Here is a 20,860-nt window from a genome sequence, read left to right as displayed (position 1 = left end):
CAACATAAAGAGCAAGTTAATATATTTTTATGCAAATATTTTGGAAAAAGAAAACAGAAAAATGCTTTGGACACGCCAAAGCGACAACATTTTATTGCAAAAATTTTTCATACTCATAATACTCCGGATAAGATGAGAGCGTTTCTTGGCACGACTCACAGATTGTTTTTATATATATATTTCCATTTTCATGAAAATGAATCATATCCAATCGTTCTTGCTCTGTTAGTTGAAATAAAACTTTGCTGTATACCTTTTCTGCGGTAATGGCACCTACGTTACACCCACAATGTCTACAGTAATAATGTCCTTCCATACTATCCTCCTAAGTGTACAATTACTATTAGTATGGATTAAAACATCATAAAATATTCCAAATTAGAACATTAACCGTTAAAAGTATTCATAATTTGAAGAAATGGTTTCTTTAACCACTCTTCACATGCGGCCGCAGCCTTTTCAATGGAATGATTTACTTCTGGCAGCTCTTCTGCTGTGAAGCGCCCCAATACATAATCCACTACTTTCATACCATTTTTCGGGCGATCAATCCCCATACGAATACGTTGAAACTCTTGCGTTCCTAAATGGGAAATTGTCGATTTCACACCGTTATGGCCGCCTGCACTACCTTTCATACGAAGGCGCAATTTACCTACTGGAATATCCAAATCATCATACATGACAACAAAATCTTCCACATCAATTTTATAGTAATCCATAAGCGGACGGATACTTTCTCCAGATAAATTCATATACGTAAGTGGCTTTAATAAAATTACTTTTTCGCCATTAACAAATCCTGAACCATACATACCTTTAAACTTTTGTTCATTTAAAGAAATTCCCCATCGTTTCGCAAGTTCATCAATTCCCATAAATCCGATATTATGCCTTGTTAATTCATATTCTCTACCTGGGTTCCCAAGTCCTACTATTAATTTCATTCTTGTACCACTACTTTCTTTTTACGATACGAAAAGACGTAACCAAATTTGGTTACGTCTCATTCTATCCAATTAATTGAATAATACACTCACAGATTCTTCTTCGTAAACACGAATGATTGCTTCTCCGATTAATGGAGCAACAGAAAGCTCATGTACTTTATCAATTTTCTTCTCTTCTGGTAATACGATAGAGTTTGTTACAACTAACTCTTTAATATTTGAGTTTTGGATACGCTCAATTGCTGGGCCAGATAAAACTGGGTGTGTACAGCAAGCATATACTTCAGAAGCACCGTTCTCAACAAGAGCGTTTGCTGCTAATGTAATTGTACCAGCTGTATCAATGATGTCATCAATTAAAATTGCTGTCTTACCTTCGATATTACCAATAATGTTCATTACTTCCGATACATTCGGACGTGGACGGCGTTTATCGATAATAGCGATTGGCGCTTTTAGGCGATCCGCCATTTTTCTTGCACGTGTTACACCACCGTGGTCAGGAGATACGATTACGATATCTTTAAGACCTTTTGTCTCAAAGTAATCAGAAAGAATCGGTACACCCATTAAGTGGTCGATTGGGATATCAAAGAACCCTTGAATTTGTGGAGCATGTAAATCTAGAGTGATTACACGAGTTGCACCTGCTGTTTCAAGCAAGTTTGCTACAAGTTTCGATGTAATTGGTTCACGAGAACGCGCTTTACGGTCTTGACGCGCATAACCATAATAAGGAATAACGATATTAATTGTTTTTGCAGATGCACGTTTTAACGCATCAATCATAATAAGTAATTCCATGATATGTTCGTTTACTGGGAAGCTTGTAGATTGAATAATGAATACATCACAACCACGAATACTTTCTTCAATGTTAATTTGAACTTCTCCATCACTAAAACGGTCAACAGAACATTTCCCTAACCCTACTCCAATATGCTTTGCAATTTGCTCAGCAAGTTCCTTATTAGAGTTTAAAGAGAATACTTTCAAATTAGAATTTAGATATTGAGTCGACATCTAGATTAACCCTCCACATTATGATTTTTTCTTATTCAGCAATTGATCAACATAGTCTTCTTTGTTAACTTGACGTGCACGTGCAATTGATAATGCTTTTGATGGAACACTCTCTGTAATTGTAGAGCCTGCCGCAACATAAGCACCATCTTCAACTGTTACAGGAGCAACAAGGTTTGAATTACAACCAATAAATACGCCGTTACCAATAACTGTTTTAAATTTATTCTTGCCATCGTAGTTCACCGTAATTGAACCACAACCAAGATTCACGTCTTCTCCAACTTGTGCATCCCCGATATAACTTAAGTGTGAAGCTTTACTTCTATTACCAAAAACAGTCTTTTTGATTTCCACGAAGTTTCCAACGCGTACTTCGTCACCAATAACTGAATCTGGACGGATATGTGCAAATGGACCGATTGAAACTTCCATACCAATCTTACTGTCATGTACAGTAGATTGACGAATTGTCGTACAATCTCCAATTTCACTATCACGTACTACTGTATGTGGACCAATTTCACAATCAGAACCAATTACAGTTTTGCCTTCAATAACTGTTCCTGGATAAAGAACTGTATCATTACCAATGATTGCATCAGCAGAAATGTATGTGTTATTTGGATCAATAATTGTAACACCATTTACCATGTTCTTTTGGTTAATACGCTTTTTCATAATAATTTCCGCTTGCGATAGAGCGACTCTGTCATTAACACCTAATGTTTCATCGAAATGCTCTGTTTGATAAGCTGATACAATATGACCTTCACTTTTCAAAATCTCAATAACATCTGGAAGGTAATATTCACCTTGAACATTATCGTTTGAAACTTTAGAAAGTGAAGCAAATAGTGCCTTATTATCAAAACAATACGTCCCTGTATTAATTTCTTTAATAGCTCGCTCTACTTCATTTGCATCTTTATGCTCAACGATTTTTTCAACATGACCACTTTCATTACGAACAATGCGGCCATATCCAGCAGGCTCTTCTATGTACGCTGTTAACACCGTCGCTTTCGCTCCTGCTTCTTCATGATGCTTTAACAATGCTTCCATTGTTCCTGCAGTTATAAGGGGTGTATCACCACAAATAACTAAAGTTGTTCCCTCTTCATTTGCAAGTACATCGGCAGCTTGATCAACAGCATGTGCTGTACCAAGTTGTTCTGCTTGCAATGCAAATTCACTTACGTTCCCTAGTTGTTCTTGTACTTTTTCAGCACCATGTCCAACTACCGTTACAAGTTTCTGCAATCCTAATTGAGATACTTGATCAACTACATGCTGTACCATTGGTTTTCCGCATACAGGATGAAGCACTTTGTATAGCTTGGACTTCATACGTGTGCCTTTACCTGCAGCTAAAATCACTGCAAATCTGTTTGACATATAGAACCTCCATCGCAACCTATTTATCCATTAAAGATATTATCCTAAATCATTATATATTTCAAGAAACACGGCATAACTATTAAATTTTACCATACTTCTTATAAGATGTTTTATTCTTTAGTATCTTTTTTTAGGAAATAAGATATACTATTTCGAATGATTTTAAAGAAATTAGAAGTTTACATATAACGAGGACAATAAAGTGAGGCTTTAATTAGCGGAAAATTTTATTCAAAATAAACACTTTATAAGTAAAAAACCGTTCTTTTTAGGCGGGAGAGAGCGCCCCGCCTCGCACAGAAGCGGTCAGGGCCTTTTTTGCCTCCATGCCAAGGGAAGACAAAAGGAGATAACGAGTTCCGATCTTCTTTTATTTTCATACCCGGAACTTAGGCGCCAATAAATCAAAATGGATTTACAAATAAAAAAACAAACCCCTGTAAGTGTTTACAGGAGTTTGTTACAAAATTATAGAGCTCCTTTATTAGAGCCCTTTTTATTCGAATTTTACGAAGCTCCTGCTTCTTCAAACTCAACTTCTTCTAACTCGCCTAAACGGTGATACTCAGCTAAAACCGCATCTTGAATTTTTGAGCGTGTGTTAGAATTAATTGGATGCGCAATATCACGGAACTCCCCATCTGGAGTACGTTTACTTGGCATTGCTACAAATAATCCATTATTGCCATCAATTACACGAATATCATGAACAACAAACTCATGGTCCAATGTAATAGAGGCAATCGCTCTCATACGGCCTTCTGTGTTTACGCGGCGTAATCTTACGTCAGTCACTTCCATCTTGTGTTCACCACCCTTTTCTAAATAAGCGATATATTTGTATAAATTCCACAAATTTTCTATTTTCCCTTTAATTTTTTAAAAATTTTTAAGATAAAAAATTTTTTTTAACGGAATATAAGAATTAATGGACGTTATCGCTTACAAATTTTCATTTTACAAGGGCAATAACTTCAATTTCGATGGAAACATCTTTCGGTAATTTTGCAACTTGTACACAAGAACGAGCTGGTTTATGTGCAGAAAAATATGTTCCATATACTTCGTTTACATCATTAAAATCATCCATATCTTTTAAAAATACAGTTGTTTTTACAACCGTATCAAATGATGCTCCTGCCTCTTCTAACACAGCTTGTAAATTTTGAAATACTTGTTCGGTTTGTATTTTCACATCACCTGTTACAAGTTCTCCACCTGCCGTTAATGGAATTTGTCCTGAGCTATAAAACATGTTATTTACGATAATTCCTTGTGAATATGGACCAATCGCTTGTGGTGCTTGATTTGCTTGAACTACTTTCATATTTTCTCACCCTTTTATTATTTTATTTTCCTTAAATAAAAACTCCTAGAAAACTTTCTTCCCATATAAACTCAGTTCATCCTATCTAAAATAATTAGGATGCCCTGTGCTAGCGGGCGGTAAGACTTTCACAATACAAGAAAAGACTTAACGTCCACTAGCACTTTCATTTACAAAAAAAGATAAAGCTTCTGCTTTACCTTTTTATTCAGCTTCTACAAGCCCTTCGTCAAATGGCACAAGTGAATAATTCCCTTTTTCCACTTGAATTGTTTTCTCTTTAATATCTACTTCTGATAAGCGGATTAAAGAAACAAAGTTATTAATAAGTCTTTCTTCAATATCTGTCGATTCTACTAATACGCCGATTCCAACAACATTGGCATTAAACTCTTCTAGCATGCTAATCATGCCTTGAATTGTTCCTCCAGCCTTCATAAAATCATCAACGATTAAAACATTGGCACCTTCCGGAAGACTACGTTTTGCTAAAGTCATTGTTTGAATACGCTTAGATGAACCTGATACATAGTTAATACTAACTGTTGGTCCTTCTGTTACCTTATTATCTTTTCTTGCAATTACTACAGGTACATCTAAATAATTCGCTACCGCATATGCAAGCGGAATCCCTTTTGTTGCTACCGTCATAACCGCATCAATCGGCTGCCTCGCAAATACAGAAGCAAATAGGCGACCTGCCCCGTTGATATAGCGTGGATTACTCAAAAGATCCGTCATATATAAGTATCCACCTGGAAGAATACGATCTGGATTCTCAAATAAGCCACAAAGCTCATTAATGATCAGATTTGCTTCCTCTTCACTTATATATGGAATATATTTCACTCCTCCTGCTGCCCCTGCTATCGTTTGCAATGTGCCGACCCCTTGTTGTTCAAACGTTTGCTTAATAATAACTAAATCTTCACTAATGGAAGACTTAGCTGATTGATACCGTTCAGCAAAAAAAGTGAGAGAAACTAACTGACGAGGATTTTGCAATAAATAGTAAGTCATATCAACTAGTCTTGTACTCCGTCTAATTTTCACATTCTCACCCCAAATCACGAATATTCTAAACAAATCATAACTTATTATACGTCTTTATTCAAGCGTTTCTCGCTCTCCTAATAGACGGACTGCGTATACTTGTTCACAAAATCCTTTTAAACCATTATAAATACGGTGCATACGCGAATCATGATGCACAAGCCCAAACACAGTTGGACCACTGCCACTCATTAAAACTGCATCTGCGCCAAAGCGCTTCATCTGTGCTTTAATACGTGCAACTTCAGGATGCATCGCAAATGTCACATCTTCTAATACATTTCCAACTGCATTGCATATTCCTTTATAGTCACCTTGATTGATAACTTCAACCATTTTATCTACGTCTGGATGTGTGACACGATTTAATTGTAAATTTCCATATACGTCAGCAGTAGATACACCGATGTGAGGCTTCGCTAAAATAACCCAACAAGAAGGAGGTGTCTTTATATGCTCAACCTTTTCTCCTCTTCCTGTCGCAATCGCTGTTCCGCCATATACACAAAAGGATACGTCAGATCCAATTTCTGCTCCAAGTTCCGCTAATTCACCTATTGTAAGACCTAAATTCCATAGCTTATTAAGACCACGTAATGTAGCAGCCGCATCACTGCTTCCACCTGCTAATCCTGCTGCTACTGGAATTGTTTTTTCAATAGCAATAGATACACCTTGTTTTACCTTAAATTTCTCTTTTAATAATTTCGCTGCTTGATAAGCTAAATTACGCTGGTCGTCTGGGACATACCGATTATGGGATACAATTTCAATACGGTCTTCTGATAACTCCGTTAACTCTAAACGATCTGCTAAATCGATTGTTGTCATAATCATTTTCACTTCATGATAACCGTCTTGTCTTTTCCCTAGTACATCTAACGACAGATTAATCTTTGCTGGTGCTTTCACTAGTAGCTTCAATCTATTCACCCACTCTATGTACTCAATCTTTTATCGTTTATTTTACCATAAATTTATAGTAAGACGATGACACTTCCCTAATTATAACGAAAAGCATTCAGAATGAAACTACTTATGCAAAATGATGATACCTTTTGGCGTGCAAAAAGCCGAGGAATTTCTCCTCGGCTACCGTAGCATAGAAGTTATTTTGCAACTACTGGTTTTGTTTCATTAATTGCTGCTGTGCAATTTCAATAGCACGTTTCACCATATTACCAGCATCTTTCGCACGAATTCCGCCCCATCCTTCTTTCTGAACAACATCATAAAATCCAAGCTCTTTTGCAAGCTCTTCTTTAAACTGATTTGACATGACTCCTCTTCGTCTACTCAATGCAGGTCCCTCCTTATTTTGCTACGGTATAATTAGTATGCAAAAAAATGTCTTTTTTATTTATGGAAATATATGTAACAGAGTGGACAATTACCCTAAAATAACCTCGTTCTGAGGATCATCATAAAACGTTAATTCTACCGTTTCTGTTAAAACATCTGCATAGCTATAGGAAACACGCTGCAATGTATCCTCTTGTTGATCTAACTGTACAACAAAAACAGAACGATACGTTTCTGCTAGTACGCCTGATTGTTCCACTGTTTTTCTTCTTCCACTATTCGCCTTTAACATAAGGCGCTTCCCAAGATGATGATCTAATTCACTTTTAATTTCATCTAAACGTTTTGACATATACTTTGCTACACCTCGCTGTAATTTAGAGTGAATACATAAATACATGATATATCTATCCCAATCATTGCCTATACATAACAAGCAATATCTTCGCAAGAACCTAATGCGTTCGAATAGATAGAAGAATTACTATATTATAAAAGTATCATTGTATAGTCTGTACGTTCTTACCTTTTTTTATCCAAGCACCTACAAATCCTTGTTTATGGTACATCTTTCACCAAACAAACTGATACTTTTCCCATAAGAAAAACAAGGTACATATATACCTTGCTTACTCTTCATAATATTGAAAAGGTAATCCTGTTCGTAAAAGTCCCCGGGTCTCAATACCACCAAGGCCTTTTTGCCCAGTAATAGTATTTCGAACAACATCCCATACATTTACGCGTTCCATAAATGAAGTAAAACTAATCTTCCCCACTACATATACTGGATCCAATGCATGAATATTAATACGCGATGGTGAACTAGCAAAATTAGCACCAGCTCGAATTAATGCTTCAAAATGGGACTGACATGCCCCTGCAAAAATAACAAGTTGATCTAAAGAAGGGTATTTTTTTCGTACTTCCCGAACAGCCTGTACAAAGTGCCGAGAATGACGATAAGCTGCTAAGTCTCCCATAACTCCTTTAGATTTTGTATATGCATCATGACCTGTAATGACCAAAATGTCTGGACGAAAATGATCGATTAAATCAACTACCTTTTCATGCATTTCTGTTTCTTTACAATGTACCCCTTGAACTGGAACACCTATCTTTGTATATAAATCTAAACATTTCCGTAAATATAATGGGTCTCCATCTATATGCAAAACCCTACCTGGCATTTGAAAATAATTGACTTCACTCGTATATCCTCCTGTAGAATTATGCTCGTGACGTTGCTTCATCAAAACATAGTCTTGTTGAAACAGGCGATATGTTCGCTCCATCGTTTCCTTCTCACGCTTTTCCCTTTTCTTATACTCTCTCTGATCAATGCTAATTAAATCTTCAAGCGGTGCATCTGCCACAAGTCTGACTTCTTCTCCAAATAATATTGCAATTTCACCTTTTATTTCTGTAATGCGAAAAAGAATGTCTCGGTTATAAGATTGTCGTTCCACTAAATCTCCAACATGTACAGCCATTATCCTACCTCCAAATTCATTAGGCCATCTCACTAACCATGTTCTGTTTTTAACGTATGAATTTAGAGTGAAAAGGGTGACAAAAAGGACAGCTCGAATTGAGCTGTCCTTTTATTGTTTATCCCGCTATTTGCGGGCAGTAAGATCCCCACTCCAAAATTCAGCGAAAGCAAAGAAGTTAGGTGGGGGATTAACTGCCCATAAAAGCCCGATTGGTTCAACTAATAATCAGTGGGTGATTAAAGTTTCACTTTATGAGAGACTAATGCATTACTCAGTGCTGCAAATTCTTCGATTGATAATGTTTCGCCTCTTCGCTTTGGATCAATGCCTACTTCCGTTAAAATACGATCTAATAACTCCTTATCTTTCGGGAAACCATTTAGATTATTTGATAAGTTATTCATCAACGTTTTACGACGTTGTGCAAAGCTTGCTCGTACTACTTCGAAGAAAAACTTCTCATCTTTCACTTCAACAATTGGTTTTGGACGTTTTAAAAGACGAATAACTGCGGAATCTACATTTGGTTGTGGGACAAATACGGTGCGCGGAACAGTCATAACTGTTTCTACCTCCGTATAATATTGAATTGCAATAGATAGAGAACCGTAGTCTTTCGTTCCTGGTTTAGCCGCTAAGCGATCTCCCACTTCTTTTTGCATCATAACAACAAACCCACGAACTGGTAATTGCTCTTCTAGTAATTTAAACAAAATTGGTGTTGTAACGTAGTATGGTAAATTTGCTACTACCATTACGTCTTGTCCTTTTTCGAACTGCTCTCCGAATACTTCATGTACATCTGCTTTTAAAATATCTTTATTAATTACAGTTACGTTGCTGTAAGGAGCTAATGTTTCGTCTAGAATTGGTAATAGTCGTTGATCGATTTCAAAAGCGACTACTTTCTTAGCACGTTTTGCTAACTGCTCCGTTAACGCTCCAATACCAGGGCCAATTTCAATTGCTCCGCTCTCTGGGCCGATTTCTGCATAATCCACAATACGATTTAATACGTTTGTATCAATTAAGAAATTTTGACCTAAACTCTTTTTGAATGAAAACCCGTACTTTTCAACAATGTCTTTCGTACGATTCGGTGTTGCGATATCCTTCATTTCTTTTCCTCCTGTAATACTTGTTTATATGCTTCCGCAAATGCTTCTTTTGAAACTTGAAACATTTGTAAACGTTTATGTAACTGCTTCGCATTTGTATAACCAATCTTTAATAGTTTACCCATTTTTTCTCTACGACTTTTTGCCTGTTCTCCGCCTACTAGTCCAGCATCTACTAAGTCACTCCAACTAATTTCGCTCGTATAGGCTTCCATTTCTTCGTGAACATTTTCTAAAGCACGGCGAATGGATTCATTGGAAGCATGTTCAATTCCGACTCCTTTTTTTCTCTTGGCAAGTGCCTCTTCTTTCGGTAAGAAAGCATGCTTACAACCCGGAACCATTTCAGAAATAATTTTCCGAATACGCTCTCCCGGGTAATCAGGATCCGTCAAAATAATAACGCCTCGTTTTTGCTGTGCCAATTTTACTTGCTCAATGACATGTTCACCGATTGCTGAACCGTTCGTTTCAATTGTATCTGCATCAACAGCACGCTTAATTGCAACTGTATCATCTTTACCTTCTACAACGATAATCTCTTTAATTTTCATGACTGCCTCCACACTGATTTCGTCTCTACTTAGTAAAACAAAAAAACGAATACTTTTCCATTATTATTTTCCCACTGATACAATTTAAAAAGCAGAGGAGAAAAAATCCTCTGCCTACTCTTCTTATTGTAACACTTTAACCTCACTTGTTTTCTTCCCTACAAATATATCCGTTAGTTAGCTAGCTTGTATTGCCTTCCGGGTATTGTTAGTGTCTCTTCATTGAGAGGTAACAATAGAGGCAGGGTAAAAGAAAAAGAATGGAATTCACCATTCTTTCTTATTCAACACCAAATAAAGCTTTTGCATTTTCTGTAGTTACCTTTGCGACCTCTTCGTATGAAATACCTTTTAAGTTAGCAATTTCTTCTGCCACAAGTTTCACATAACTTGGCTCATTTCGTTTACCACGAAATGGATGTGGCGTTAAGTATGGACAATCCGTTTCTATTAGCAGCTTTTCCATTGGAATTTCCATTGCAACTTCTTTCGGTTTCTTTGCATTTTTGAAAGTTACTGGCCCACCCAATGAAATTAAAAAATTCATATCAATACATTGTTTTGCCACCTCTACACTGCCACTAAAGCAATGCATAATGCCGCCTACTTCAGCTGCATTTTCTTCTTCTAGAATATCTACAATATCTTGCGTTGCATCACGGTTATGTATAATAATAGGCAATTTCACTTTCTTTGCTAACTGAATTTGTTTACGAAATACTTCTTTCTGTATTTCCTTCGGAGACTTGTCCCAATGATAGTCTAACCCCATTTCACCAAGAGCAACTACTTTTGGGTGTGCAGCTAACTCTTCTAACCAAACTAAATGCCCTTCCGTCATATCAATGGCATCAACGGGATGCCAACCAACCGCTGCATAAATAAAGTCATACGTTTCTGCGAGCTCAATTGCCTTTTTTATTGTTACCTCATCAAAACCAACAACAACTGTATACGAAACCCTAGCTTCTTTCATTCTTGCAATAACTTCCTGTAAATCTTCTTCAAATTGCTCTGCATTTAAATGTGAATGTGTATCAAACAACATAACAAATAACTCCTTTTATTTGAAATAAATTCTATCATAGTAAAAAATCTCTTCCCTAAAAACGTAATAACAATAGTACAATCTTAATACAAAAAAGGAATTTTTAAAAAGATTCCTGACAAGAAAAAAAGATGCTCCACGAATGTTACACGTGAAACATCTCTTATTTTGTCAAGATTACTTGATTTTTGTACCATTTGGTAAATTTTGATCAATTGTTGCTAAAGACAATACTCCGTTTTCTTCGCCTGCTAAAATCATACCTTGTGATAATTCACCACGTAATTTCACTGGTTTTAAATTCGTTACACAAATAACTTTTTTCCCTTTTAATTCTTCTGGTGTGTAAAATTTAGCAATTCCAGAAACAACTTGTCGCTTTTCTGTGCCTAAATCAAGTTGAATCTTTAACAGTTTGTCTGCTTTTTTTACAGGCTCTGCTTCTATTACTTCCGCCACACGCAATTCAACTTTAAAGAAATCATCAATTGTAATTTCTTCTGCCTTCGGTTCCTCTTCCTTTTTCTCCTCTACTTTAGGAGCAGAACCTTTCATTTGTTCTTTGATATATTCAACTTCTACTTCTACCTCTAAGCGTGGGAAAATTGGTTGTCCTTTGACTACCTTCGTGCTAGCTGGAATACAACCAATCGTAGAAAGGCTATCCCAAGATTGATAAGCTTCATCAGTAAGGCCAAGTTGTGTAAAGATTTTACTTGGTGTTGCTGTCAAGAATGGCATAAGCATAATACCCATTTGGCGAAGCATTTCTGCAAGGTGTGCCATTACGGACGCAAGTTTATCACGATCATTCTCATCTTTCGCTAATACCCAAGGTTGTGTTTCATCAATATATTTATTAGTACGGCTAACCAGTTGCCAAATAGAACTCAATGCTACTGAAAACTCCATGTTTTCCATTGCTTCTTCTACTTTTTTTAATGTATCCTGTGCAAACGTTACTACTGTTTCATCAAACTCAGTTACATTTTCTTTAAAAGCAGGAATTTCTCCATTAAAGTACTTATCAATCATCGCTACTGTACGATTTAATAAGTTTCCTAAGTCATTTGCAAGGTCAAAATTAATTCGCTCAATAAAACCTTCTGGCGTAAATACACCGTCTGATCCAAATGGAACCTCACGAAGTAAATAGTAACGCAGTGCATCCAATCCATAACGATCAATTAACGTAACTGGATCAACTACATTACCTTTTGATTTACTCATTTTTCCGTCTTTCATTAAGATCCAACCATGAGCAAATACCTTTTTCGGCAGTGGTAAATCTAGCGCCATTAAAATAATCGGCCAATAAATTGTATGGAAACGAACAATTTCTTTTCCTACTAAGTGAACATCTGCTGGCCAATACTTTTTATATTTCTCTTCATTATCTGTTCCATATCCTAGTGCTGTAATGTAATTAGATAATGCATCTACCCATACGTAAATAACGTGTTTTGGGTTACCTGGCACACGAATTCCCCAGTCAAAAGAAGTACGAGAAACTGCTAAATCTTCTAGACCTGGTTTAATGAAGTTATTAATCATTTCATTTTTACGAGATTCAGGTTGAATGAAGTGTGGATTTTCTTCATAAAATTGTAGTAGTCGATCTACATATTTACCCATTCTAAAGAAGTAAGATTCTTCGCGAACCAGTTCTACAGCATGGCCACTATCTGGACTTTTTCCTCCGACTACTTTATCGCCTTCCATAATCGGATCAACAAGTTGATGTTCTGTGTAGAATGTTTCATCCTGTACAGAATACCATCCTTCATATTCATCAAGATAAATATCACCTTGATCAACAAGTTGTTTAAAAATCTTTTCAACAACTTCTTTATGACGATCTTCGGTTGTCCGAATAAAGTCATCGTAAGAAATGTCCATTTTCCCCCACAATTCTTTAATTCCTGCTACAATGTTATCAACATATGCTTGTGGTGTAACTTGTAGTTCTTCTGCTTTCTTTTGAATCTTTTGTCCATGCTCATCAGTACCTGTTAAATAATGAACATCATATCCTTGCATGCGCTTGTAGCGTGCCATCGCATCTCCTGCTACCGTTGTATAAGCATGTCCAATATGAAGCTTTCCGCTTGGATAATAAATTGGAGTAGTGATATAAAAGGTCTTATTTTCCTCTGTCATTGTTTTGAACCTCCCAAATGACCTCATATGTATTTATAAACAGTATATCAAAAACTGACGCATAAAAACGAATTAATGCTCGATTATCTTTATCATCTATTACTCATATTCAAAAAAAATATACAGTAATTTATCTGAAATATTGATAAAATTTAAAAATATAGTAAAACACTTGTGTAATTCTTTCATTTTCTATTATATATAAGAAGTATAAAAATCTACAATTCTTTCATAAAATATAAAATTTATGAATTGACGGAAATGTAAATGATTGGTATCATATGTTCATAGGGTATTTTGTCGAAAAATGACGAATTAAAATATAGACTCGCAAACTTACAAAATATGAGGAGGATAACGAATATGAAATCTACTGGTATCGTTCGTAAAGTTGATGAATTAGGCCGTGTTGTAATTCCGATTGAATTACGTCGTACATTAGGTATTGCTGAAAAGGATGCTCTTGAAATTTACGTTGATGACGAAAAAATCATCCTAAAAAAATATAAGCCTAACATGACTTGCCAAGTAACTGGTGAAGTGTCTGATGGTAACCTTTCTTTAGCTGAAGGTAAAATTATCTTAAGCAAAGAAGGCGCTGAACAGATCTTAAACGAACTTCATCAATATATTCAAGCAGCAAAATAAGCTTCTCAATTATGAGAAGCTTATTTTTTATCAACATGATAGATTTGATAGACGTCTCGTTTCGACAAATCTCGATCTTTGGCCGCCTTTTTAATTGCATCCTTTGAAGACATTCCTTGCTCGTTTATGTAATGTTCGATATGATCGTATACTGATATAGCTTCCCACCACTGTTCCTCTGGAGCAGCTTCCTCTTTTGACCCGGATACTAATATACAAAATTCACCACGAACCTCATTTTGCTTTGTCCATTCAATCGCTTCTTCTACCGAACCACGAATAAATTCTTCAAATTTTTTCGTTAGTTCTCGGCACAATACAATTTCTCTATTTCCAAGTACTTCTTTCATAGAAATTAATGTATCATCTAACCGATGCGGCGCTTCATAGAACATCATCGTAGTTGGAACATAACGAAGCTTTTCTAATTCCGCCTTACGTTCTTTTTTATTTCTGTGCAAAAATCCGTAAAAATAAAAATGTCTCGTTTCTAACCCTGATGCAATTAACGCTGTAAGGGCTGCATTTGCCCCTGGAAGTGGAATAACATGATATTGTTTCTCTACAGCTTCTACAACAATGTCGTAGCCTGGATCAGAAATACAAGGCATACCTGCATCACTTACAAGAGCTACTGTTTTTCCATCTTCTAGCTTATCTAAAATTTTCTGTCCACTTACTCCCTTATTATGCTCATGATAACTCATAACTGGTGTTTCAATTTCAAAATAGTTACAAAGCTTTTTCGTCTGCCGCGTATCTTCAGCAGCAATGATATCAGCCTCTTTCAATATCCGAATCGAACGAAACGTCATATCTTCTAAATTACCAATCGGCGTTGGAACTAAATATAAGGCTCCCTTTTCATTTGCTTGAAAACTTTTTTGCTGCCACATAGCGTTCTCCTTTTTGCATATATTCTTCTTTTTCTTTTCGCTTTAACTGTTTAAAATGATATTCGGCTTGCATCGCTGTAGTTTTATCTTCATGAACCTCTACATATTTCAAAACAACAGGAAGCCTAGCACGAGTATAACGCGCTCCCTTCCCACTATTATGAGTTTGAATTCGTTTCTCTAAATTATTTGTATACCCTGCATAATAACTCCTATCTGAACATTCTACTACATAAAAATAATGTTTATTTTTCTCCATATAAGATTGAACGAAGCTCCTTTGTATACTCATTATTTTCCTCATATACAAAAAGCGGTGGCAAAATTTTTAAATCTGCATTTCCATCTTTAATTCCTTCTATTAGTAGCGTATTTGCTTCTTTACCCGCCTTTGGATATACAAACTGCACACGTTTTGGTTCAATCTTATACTTTCTCATTAGTGTTACAATATCAAGTAATCGACCTGGACGATGAACAAATGCTACCTTACCACCTTGCTTTACAAGCTGACTACTAGCATATACGACATCCTCTAATGTACACATAATTTCATGACGAGCTATAGCTAAATGCTCGTTAATGTTTTTCTCAGATGCCTTTGGCGTTTGAAAATACGGCGGATTACATGTTACAACATCGTATTGATGACGCCCAAGCTGCTCTGGCATATCCTTTAAGTCTCCATGAATTAACTGGATTCTTTCTTCTAACTTGTTATACTGGATGCTTCTTACTCCCATATCATACAAGCGTTCTTGAATTTCTACCCCTGTAATATTCCCTTTCGTTCTCGTGCTTAACAAAAGCGGAATAACAGCATTTCCTGTACATAAATCAAGCAAATTTCCCTTTTGAATCGGGATCCATGCAAAATTCGCAAGTAACACTGCGTCTAAAGAAAAATTAAACACAGATGGACTTTGAATAATTTTCATTTCTTCCGCTAGTAAATAATCTAAACGTTCATCTTCATATAAGTGCATATACGATTTCCTTTCTTATACTTAACCTACCCTATTTGAACGTAAAACTAAGACCTATTTCATCTTATCTTTACTCTCATGTATAAAAAATTACCTTTCCAATATATTGGAAAGGTAATTTCATTTTTTATTTAAAAATGACAGACAGAATAAACAATCCCCTTCTTTACGTACACTTCCATAATGTAAATTACAGATATGGAAACCTTCTTGATATAGGCGTGCTAAGTTATCATAGCCTTCACCAATATCCGTTTTAGGCTTCATTTCTTTTCGTTTTTGAGTTTTTTGTTTTTCCTTATTCTGTATTTCTTCAAAACGACGTCGCAAATTTTCATTTTCCATTTTAATATGTTGGTTTTCTTCAAGTAACTCTGCAAGATGTTGCTTTAATTCTCCCAACTGCTTATATAAATGTCCAATTTGCTCTTCCATACTGGAAACCGCTGCAAAAATATCCTTTTTCTCCACAAGCACCCACCTCATTAATCTGTGGTTTGACTCGAAACGACCCCTTCATTAATTAATTCATCTAACGTATATTCTACTATCCGTTCCTTGTCTACTAGTTCCACTTGAATTAATCTTTCTAAAATATTTAATCCGATAACGCGTCCAAGACCATGCGGTGTTTGTATACGTTGATCTAAATCAGGAAGTTGCTCTTTTGCCGCTTCATACTCATCATTCTCATATTTTAAGCAACACATTAATCGGCCACATAAGCCAGAAATTTTCGCAGGATTTAATGATAAATTTTGATCCTTTGCCATTTTAATGGATACAGGTTCAAAATCACCTAAAAATGTAGAACAACAAAGCATACGGCCGCACGGACCAATACCACCAAGCATTTTTGCTTCATCGCGAACACCAATTTGTCTTAGCTCAATTCTTGTCCGAAAAATTGCAGCTAAGTCTTTTACAAGTTCACGAAAGTCAATACGACCATCCGCTGTAAAATAGAAAATAATCTTATTACGATCAAACGTATATTCTACGTCTACAAGCTTCATATCAAGTTTATGTTCCCCTACCTTTTGTTGACAAACTTGATATGCTTCTTTTGCAGCATGTTTGTTCTCTTCAACAATTGTCCGATCATTTTCATTTGCAATGCGAATGACTTTCTTTAGCGGTAGTACCACATCGTTTTCATCAACTTGCTTTTTTGTAATAACTACTTTCCCATATTCAATACCTCGTACAGTTTCCACGATCACAAATTCATTTTCCGAGATATCGAATTGATTCGGGTCAAAGTAATACACTTTTCCGGCCTTCTTAAAGCGAACACCTACTACATCATACAAAACGGTCATCCCTCCTGCAACCGCAACACTAACTGTTCGAACACAAGCTGCGCATTTACATTAGCGTTGATTCTATTTTTTGCTTCTAATATATTAAAAAGAGCTGATACAATGCGCCTCTGAGCGTAAGAGAAAGAATGAAACATCTCCTTTTGATCTTGAAAGACAAGACGATCTTCCTCTCCTAATTGAACATATAATAAATCCCTATAAATAAGGAGTAAAATATCTAAACCTTGTTGTAATTGTTCCTTCTCTCCAAAGTGTTTCCCCCATTTTTCTTGTACAAAAAAAAGAGAGGTTGTATCTTTTTCGAGCGCTTCACATAATTTTATCACTAAAGCTCGTGCTTGTGCAAACCATTCATCATTACACAGTAATAATGCTTCCTCAAAACTATTCGTAAGCTGTGCAGCAAGGGTAGATAAAGAAACTGCAATTCCATCTCCCTGCAGTCTCTCAATTAAAGATTCTGTAGACAAAGGTCTAAATGTCACAACTTGACAACGAGATAAAATAGTATTTAAAATTTGATGACTTTGTTCAGTAAGTAAAATAGCTGTTGTATCGCTGCTTGGTTCTTCTAAAAATTTTAATAAGGTATTAGCAGCATTTGCTGTCATTCGATCTGCATGCTCAATAATGTATACCTTTTTATTTGCCTCTAAACCCGTTTTTGAAAACTCTTCCTGTAAATCGTGAATTTGTTGTTTTTTAATAGATAACCCATCTGGTCTTACAATATGTAAATTAGGATGGTTACCCGAATCAATCCGGCGGCAATTCGTACATGTATGACACGGCTCTACACCGTTTCTTTGTTTACAAAGAAAACTTTTTGCCATTTGAATGGCCGTTTCATATTTTCCAGTTCCTTTTGCACCTTCTAACAAATAAGCGTGGGATATACGCCCTTTTGCAATACTATTCATCAACATCTTTACACCAATGGGCTGTATAGCAGAAAGCTGCTCCCACGTTCTCGTCATAATGCATACCTCACTTGTTTTATACTTTCCTTCTATTATAACAATTTATCTTCTACAAGCTGAATAACTTCTTCCAAAATCTTTTCCATCGGTTGATCTGCATTCACAATAACTATGCGATCTGAGAAGCGATCTACCACCTGTAAATATCCCTCACGTACACGTTTGTGGAATTCAATACTTTCCATATCTAAACGATTCACTTCACGATTAGCATCCTTTTCAATGCGTGCCAAGCCTACTTCAGGTTCAATATCTAAATAGATTGTCAAACTAGGCATACAGTCTTCTGTTGCAAACCGATTAATTTCAAATACTTTATCAATCCCTAGACCTCTTGCATAACCTTGATAAGCAAGAGAACTGTCAATAAAACGATCACATAATACAAGGTAGTTTTTCTCCAAAGCTGGCATAACTTTTTCTACTAAGTGCTGTCTGCGTGCTGCAGCATATAATAATGCCTCCGTACGTGCTTCCATCATCGTGTGCTCTTGTTTATGTAAGATTTCTCGAATTTCTTCTGAAATCGCAATACCACCTGGTTCTCGCGTTGCTATAACTTTTTGTTCTTTCTTTTCAAAGTGCGGTAATAACTTTGTAATTAATGTCGATTTACCTGAACCCTCTGGTCCTTCAATTGTTACAAATAATCCCTTCATCCTAAAACCTACTTTCTATATCATACACATTCATATATTTTACATTTCCTTGAAAACGAGCACCCGTTTCTTCTAAATAAGAAATTTGTTTGATGTGTTCCGTAGTAATTTTTTCTCCATACATAAGCAATGGAATACCCGGTGGATACGGGATAACCATATCCGCTGCAATCATCCCGGCGGCTTCTTGTAAAGGTACAACTTTTTTCTTATACTTTTCTAATTGCTTATAAGTAAATGGTAAAGAAGAAAATCCCCCTTTGTAAGTATACCGAATCGATGATATCTTGTCTGTTACCGTATAGTTACGTAATGCCGACCGTATTACCTCTATCGCTTTCATATACTGCTCATTTACTTGCAATGGTAAAATAAATAGAACATTATATGGATCTGCCATTTCTGCGTATATACCTATCTTTTCAAATATAGATTGTAATTCATATCCAGACAGCTCACAGCGTGTTTGTACCGTAACCTTTAACTCATCCTGCAAAGGATACTGCAAAACAGCGATTTGTGGAATATCCTGCAATCCCTCCCTAAATTGCCTCACAAACTCCACAATTTTATGACAGCCCTTCTCCTTCATATTTGCTAATGTAAAGCGAGCCACATCTAATGAAGCCATAATCGGATAAGATGGACTGCTAGATTGTAACATACTTAAATAAGAAGAAACTTTTTCTTCATGAACTAAATTACTATTGATATGTAAATAAGAACCCATAGTCATGGCGGGTAATGTTTTATGCGCCGAGTGTACAACTATATCAGCACCGTATTCTAATGCTGAATTAGGGAACGGCTCTCCTATACAAAAATGAGCTCCATGTGCCTCATCTACTAAAACAGGAATTTTATTTGCGTGTGCACACATAATACTTTCCTTTAAATCAACTCCCATACCATAATAATTGGGATGTGTTAAAATCAATGCCTTTGCTTCTGGGTATCGTTCAATAGCTCCCTTAATGACTTCATGCTGAACTCCAACTGGGACGCCATACAATTCATCAATCCAAGGCTCTAAAAATACTGGATTCACTCCAGCTAACTTTAAGCCATTAATAATGGACTTGTGGCAATTTCTTTGTACAAGAACAATATCATGCTCCTCACAGCATGATAAAATCATTGCCAAATTTCCAACTGTAGAACCATTAATTAAAAAATAACTCTTTTTTACATTATATACATCAGCCAATAATTGCTGTGCTTCATCTATACATTCAAACGGACTATGCAAATCATCTAATCCTGTTAATTCCGTTACATCAATAGAAAGTACATCACTAAAACCTGCTTGTGCCTGCTCCGGAAAATTCAAACCATTTTTATGTCCCGGAACATGTAAAGATAGAGGCTTTTTATTTTTAAACTGGAGTAACGTCTCATATAATGGTATTCGATTTTGATTCATGTTTATCTCTTCCTTACTTTTCATTCTCTATCTATTATACAGAGATATTATGGCAAAAAAAATAATAGGCATGTACGCCTATTTATGAATATGATATTTGGATTTTTCGCAGTTGTTCTAAATAGTATATATATTTAGGGTCATTCGTTTCAGTTTCTACCATGTCCCGTTCACAAGCATCACATATAAAACTTGTGTGTACATGTATACCATCATCTTTCCTATTCCCACATACAATGCAAACCTCATGTTTTATTTTCATATCTTTATCCTAATCATTTTTCTCTAAATGAAAACGATGTAGGATATTCCTCCCCTCTATTTTGAATTAAAATATACTTACTTCTATTCCTTGACACTTTTCTGGAAAATATACATCGTTTCGTTATATATGTATGATATGAATCCTATTTGGGCAATGTGTTTGTCACCCACATGATGAAATTAAACTTTCTTCCACAGTACTTTTATTATCTTTTCACCTGAAAATATAAAAAAGCACGAGTCAATC

25 protein-coding genes are annotated in these 20,860 nt (G+C 35.9%); 1 reads left to right on the top strand and 24 read right to left on the bottom strand.

The annotated features are described in order from the left end of the window. Positions 1-91: 91 nt before the first annotated feature. The 15 genes from ACM6HU_RS17305 to metG all read right to left on the bottom strand — a co-directional run bounded on the left by ACM6HU_RS17305 (position 92) and on the right by metG (position 13,432). Positions 92-316 (bottom strand): anti-sigma-F factor Fin family protein, encoded by a 225-nt coding sequence (locus tag ACM6HU_RS17305; protein ID WP_016116909.1) that lies wholly within the window; start codon positions 314-316, stop codon positions 92-94. A gap of 70 nt (positions 317-386) precedes the next feature. Then, positions 387-947, bottom strand: coding sequence for an aminoacyl-tRNA hydrolase (gene pth, locus ACM6HU_RS17300; RefSeq protein ID WP_016116908.1), 561 nt, complete (start codon positions 945-947; stop codon positions 387-389). Positions 948-1,019: 72 nt separating this feature from the next. Continuing rightward, positions 1,020-1,973 (bottom strand): ribose-phosphate diphosphokinase, encoded by a 954-nt coding sequence (locus ACM6HU_RS17295; RefSeq protein ID WP_000107420.1) that lies wholly within the window; start codon positions 1,971-1,973, stop codon positions 1,020-1,022. A gap of 18 nt (positions 1,974-1,991) precedes the next feature. Beyond that, positions 1,992-3,371: a bifunctional UDP-N-acetylglucosamine diphosphorylase/glucosamine-1-phosphate N-acetyltransferase GlmU gene (gene glmU / locus ACM6HU_RS17290; protein WP_016116907.1), complete on the bottom strand. Its 1,380-nt coding sequence runs from the start codon at positions 3,369-3,371 to the stop codon at positions 1,992-1,994. Between the two features lie 510 nt (positions 3,372-3,881). After that, on the bottom strand, positions 3,882-4,175 hold the full coding sequence (gene spoVG, locus ACM6HU_RS17285; protein WP_002174553.1) for a septation regulator SpoVG: 294 nt from the start codon (positions 4,173-4,175) through the stop codon (positions 3,882-3,884). A gap of 151 nt (positions 4,176-4,326) precedes the next feature. Continuing rightward, on the bottom strand, positions 4,327-4,701 hold the full coding sequence (locus ACM6HU_RS17280; RefSeq protein WP_414848349.1) for a RidA family protein: 375 nt from the start codon (positions 4,699-4,701) through the stop codon (positions 4,327-4,329). A 204-nt stretch (positions 4,702-4,905) separates the two neighbouring features. Next, positions 4,906-5,754 (bottom strand): pur operon repressor, encoded by an 849-nt coding sequence (gene purR, locus ACM6HU_RS17275; protein WP_016131601.1) that lies wholly within the window; start codon positions 5,752-5,754, stop codon positions 4,906-4,908. A 54-nt stretch (positions 5,755-5,808) separates the two neighbouring features. Further along, positions 5,809-6,678 (bottom strand): 4-(cytidine 5'-diphospho)-2-C-methyl-D-erythritol kinase, encoded by an 870-nt coding sequence (ispE, locus tag ACM6HU_RS17270; protein WP_018767331.1) that lies wholly within the window; start codon positions 6,676-6,678, stop codon positions 5,809-5,811. A gap of 196 nt (positions 6,679-6,874) precedes the next feature. Continuing rightward, on the bottom strand, positions 6,875-7,054 hold the full coding sequence (gene sspF, locus ACM6HU_RS17265) for an acid-soluble spore protein SspF (protein ID WP_016116903.1): 180 nt from the start codon (positions 7,052-7,054) through the stop codon (positions 6,875-6,877). A 90-nt stretch (positions 7,055-7,144) separates the two neighbouring features. Continuing rightward, on the bottom strand, positions 7,145-7,408 hold the full coding sequence (gene veg, locus ACM6HU_RS17260; RefSeq protein WP_018767332.1) for a biofilm formation stimulator Veg: 264 nt from the start codon (positions 7,406-7,408) through the stop codon (positions 7,145-7,147). Between the two features lie 277 nt (positions 7,409-7,685). Beyond that, positions 7,686-8,549, bottom strand: a complete 864-nt coding sequence (gene yabG / locus ACM6HU_RS17255) for a sporulation peptidase YabG (protein ID WP_003205440.1) — start codon at positions 8,547-8,549, stop codon at positions 7,686-7,688. A 239-nt stretch (positions 8,550-8,788) separates the two neighbouring features. Continuing rightward, a complete protein-coding gene (rsmA, locus tag ACM6HU_RS17250; RefSeq protein ID WP_016116901.1) occupies positions 8,789-9,670 on the bottom strand; it encodes a 16S rRNA (adenine(1518)-N(6)/adenine(1519)-N(6))-dimethyltransferase RsmA in 882 nt (293 codons plus the stop codon). Continuing rightward, a complete protein-coding gene (rnmV, locus tag ACM6HU_RS17245) occupies positions 9,667-10,224 on the bottom strand; it encodes a ribonuclease M5 (protein WP_016116900.1) in 558 nt (185 codons plus the stop codon). Before rnmV ends, rsmA begins: the two co-directional genes overlap by 4 nt. Positions 10,225-10,504: 280 nt before the next feature. After that, positions 10,505-11,272 (bottom strand): TatD family hydrolase, encoded by a 768-nt coding sequence (locus tag ACM6HU_RS17240; RefSeq protein ID WP_016116899.1) that lies wholly within the window; start codon positions 11,270-11,272, stop codon positions 10,505-10,507. A 177-nt stretch (positions 11,273-11,449) separates the two neighbouring features. Next, positions 11,450-13,432: a methionine--tRNA ligase gene (metG, locus tag ACM6HU_RS17235; RefSeq protein WP_016116898.1), complete on the bottom strand. Its 1,983-nt coding sequence runs from the start codon at positions 13,430-13,432 to the stop codon at positions 11,450-11,452. A 363-nt stretch (positions 13,433-13,795) separates the two neighbouring features. Here metG and ACM6HU_RS17230 point away from each other — a divergent pair, with 363 nt between their 5' ends. After that, positions 13,796-14,080 (top strand): AbrB/MazE/SpoVT family DNA-binding domain-containing protein, encoded by a 285-nt coding sequence (locus ACM6HU_RS17230; RefSeq protein ID WP_016116897.1) that lies wholly within the window; start codon positions 13,796-13,798, stop codon positions 14,078-14,080. Between the two features lie 20 nt (positions 14,081-14,100). On the opposite strand, the gene rsmI is transcribed toward ACM6HU_RS17230, so the two are convergent. The 9 genes from rsmI to ACM6HU_RS17185 all read right to left on the bottom strand — a co-directional run bounded on the left by rsmI (position 14,101) and on the right by ACM6HU_RS17185 (position 20,611). After that, complete coding sequence (gene rsmI, locus ACM6HU_RS17225) at positions 14,101-14,976, bottom strand: 16S rRNA (cytidine(1402)-2'-O)-methyltransferase (RefSeq protein ID WP_016116896.1); 876 nt, start codon at positions 14,974-14,976, stop codon at positions 14,101-14,103. Further along, positions 14,945-15,235 (bottom strand): GIY-YIG nuclease family protein, encoded by a 291-nt coding sequence (locus ACM6HU_RS17220; RefSeq protein ID WP_018783059.1) that lies wholly within the window; start codon positions 15,233-15,235, stop codon positions 14,945-14,947. Before ACM6HU_RS17220 ends, rsmI begins: the two co-directional genes overlap by 32 nt. After that, positions 15,222-15,962: a tRNA1(Val) (adenine(37)-N6)-methyltransferase gene (locus ACM6HU_RS17215; RefSeq protein ID WP_016116894.1), complete on the bottom strand. Its 741-nt coding sequence runs from the start codon at positions 15,960-15,962 to the stop codon at positions 15,222-15,224. The genes ACM6HU_RS17220 and ACM6HU_RS17215 overlap by 14 nt, the downstream gene beginning before the upstream one ends. A 120-nt stretch (positions 15,963-16,082) precedes the next feature. Further along, entirely contained in the window at positions 16,083-16,433 is a 351-nt protein-coding gene (yabA, locus tag ACM6HU_RS17210; protein ID WP_016116893.1) for a DNA replication initiation control protein YabA, read from the bottom strand. A gap of 14 nt (positions 16,434-16,447) precedes the next feature. Then, positions 16,448-17,275, bottom strand: a complete 828-nt coding sequence (locus tag ACM6HU_RS17205; RefSeq protein ID WP_003194202.1) for a stage 0 sporulation family protein — start codon at positions 17,273-17,275, stop codon at positions 16,448-16,450. A 5-nt stretch (positions 17,276-17,280) separates the two neighbouring features. Then, positions 17,281-18,264: a DNA polymerase III subunit delta' gene (holB, locus tag ACM6HU_RS17200; protein ID WP_016116892.1), complete on the bottom strand. Its 984-nt coding sequence runs from the start codon at positions 18,262-18,264 to the stop codon at positions 17,281-17,283. A gap of 35 nt (positions 18,265-18,299) precedes the next feature. Continuing rightward, complete coding sequence (gene tmk, locus ACM6HU_RS17195; RefSeq protein WP_016116891.1) at positions 18,300-18,926, bottom strand: dTMP kinase; 627 nt, start codon at positions 18,924-18,926, stop codon at positions 18,300-18,302. A 1-nt stretch (position 18,927) separates the two neighbouring features. Next, complete coding sequence (locus tag ACM6HU_RS17190; protein WP_016116890.1) at positions 18,928-20,349, bottom strand: aminotransferase class I/II-fold pyridoxal phosphate-dependent enzyme; 1,422 nt, start codon at positions 20,347-20,349, stop codon at positions 18,928-18,930. Between the two features lie 82 nt (positions 20,350-20,431). Beyond that, positions 20,432-20,611, bottom strand: a complete 180-nt coding sequence (locus ACM6HU_RS17185; protein WP_016116889.1) for a sigma factor G inhibitor Gin — start codon at positions 20,609-20,611, stop codon at positions 20,432-20,434. Positions 20,612-20,860 lie beyond the last annotated feature (249 nt).

The organism is Bacillus sp. IT-79MI2 (assembly GCF_949768135.1).
Lineage (GTDB): Bacteria > Bacillota > Bacilli > Bacillales > Bacillaceae_G > Bacillus_A > Bacillus_A pseudomycoides.
The sequence above is the reverse complement of the archived record's forward strand: the minus strand, read 5'-3'. Positions and strand labels throughout refer to the sequence as shown.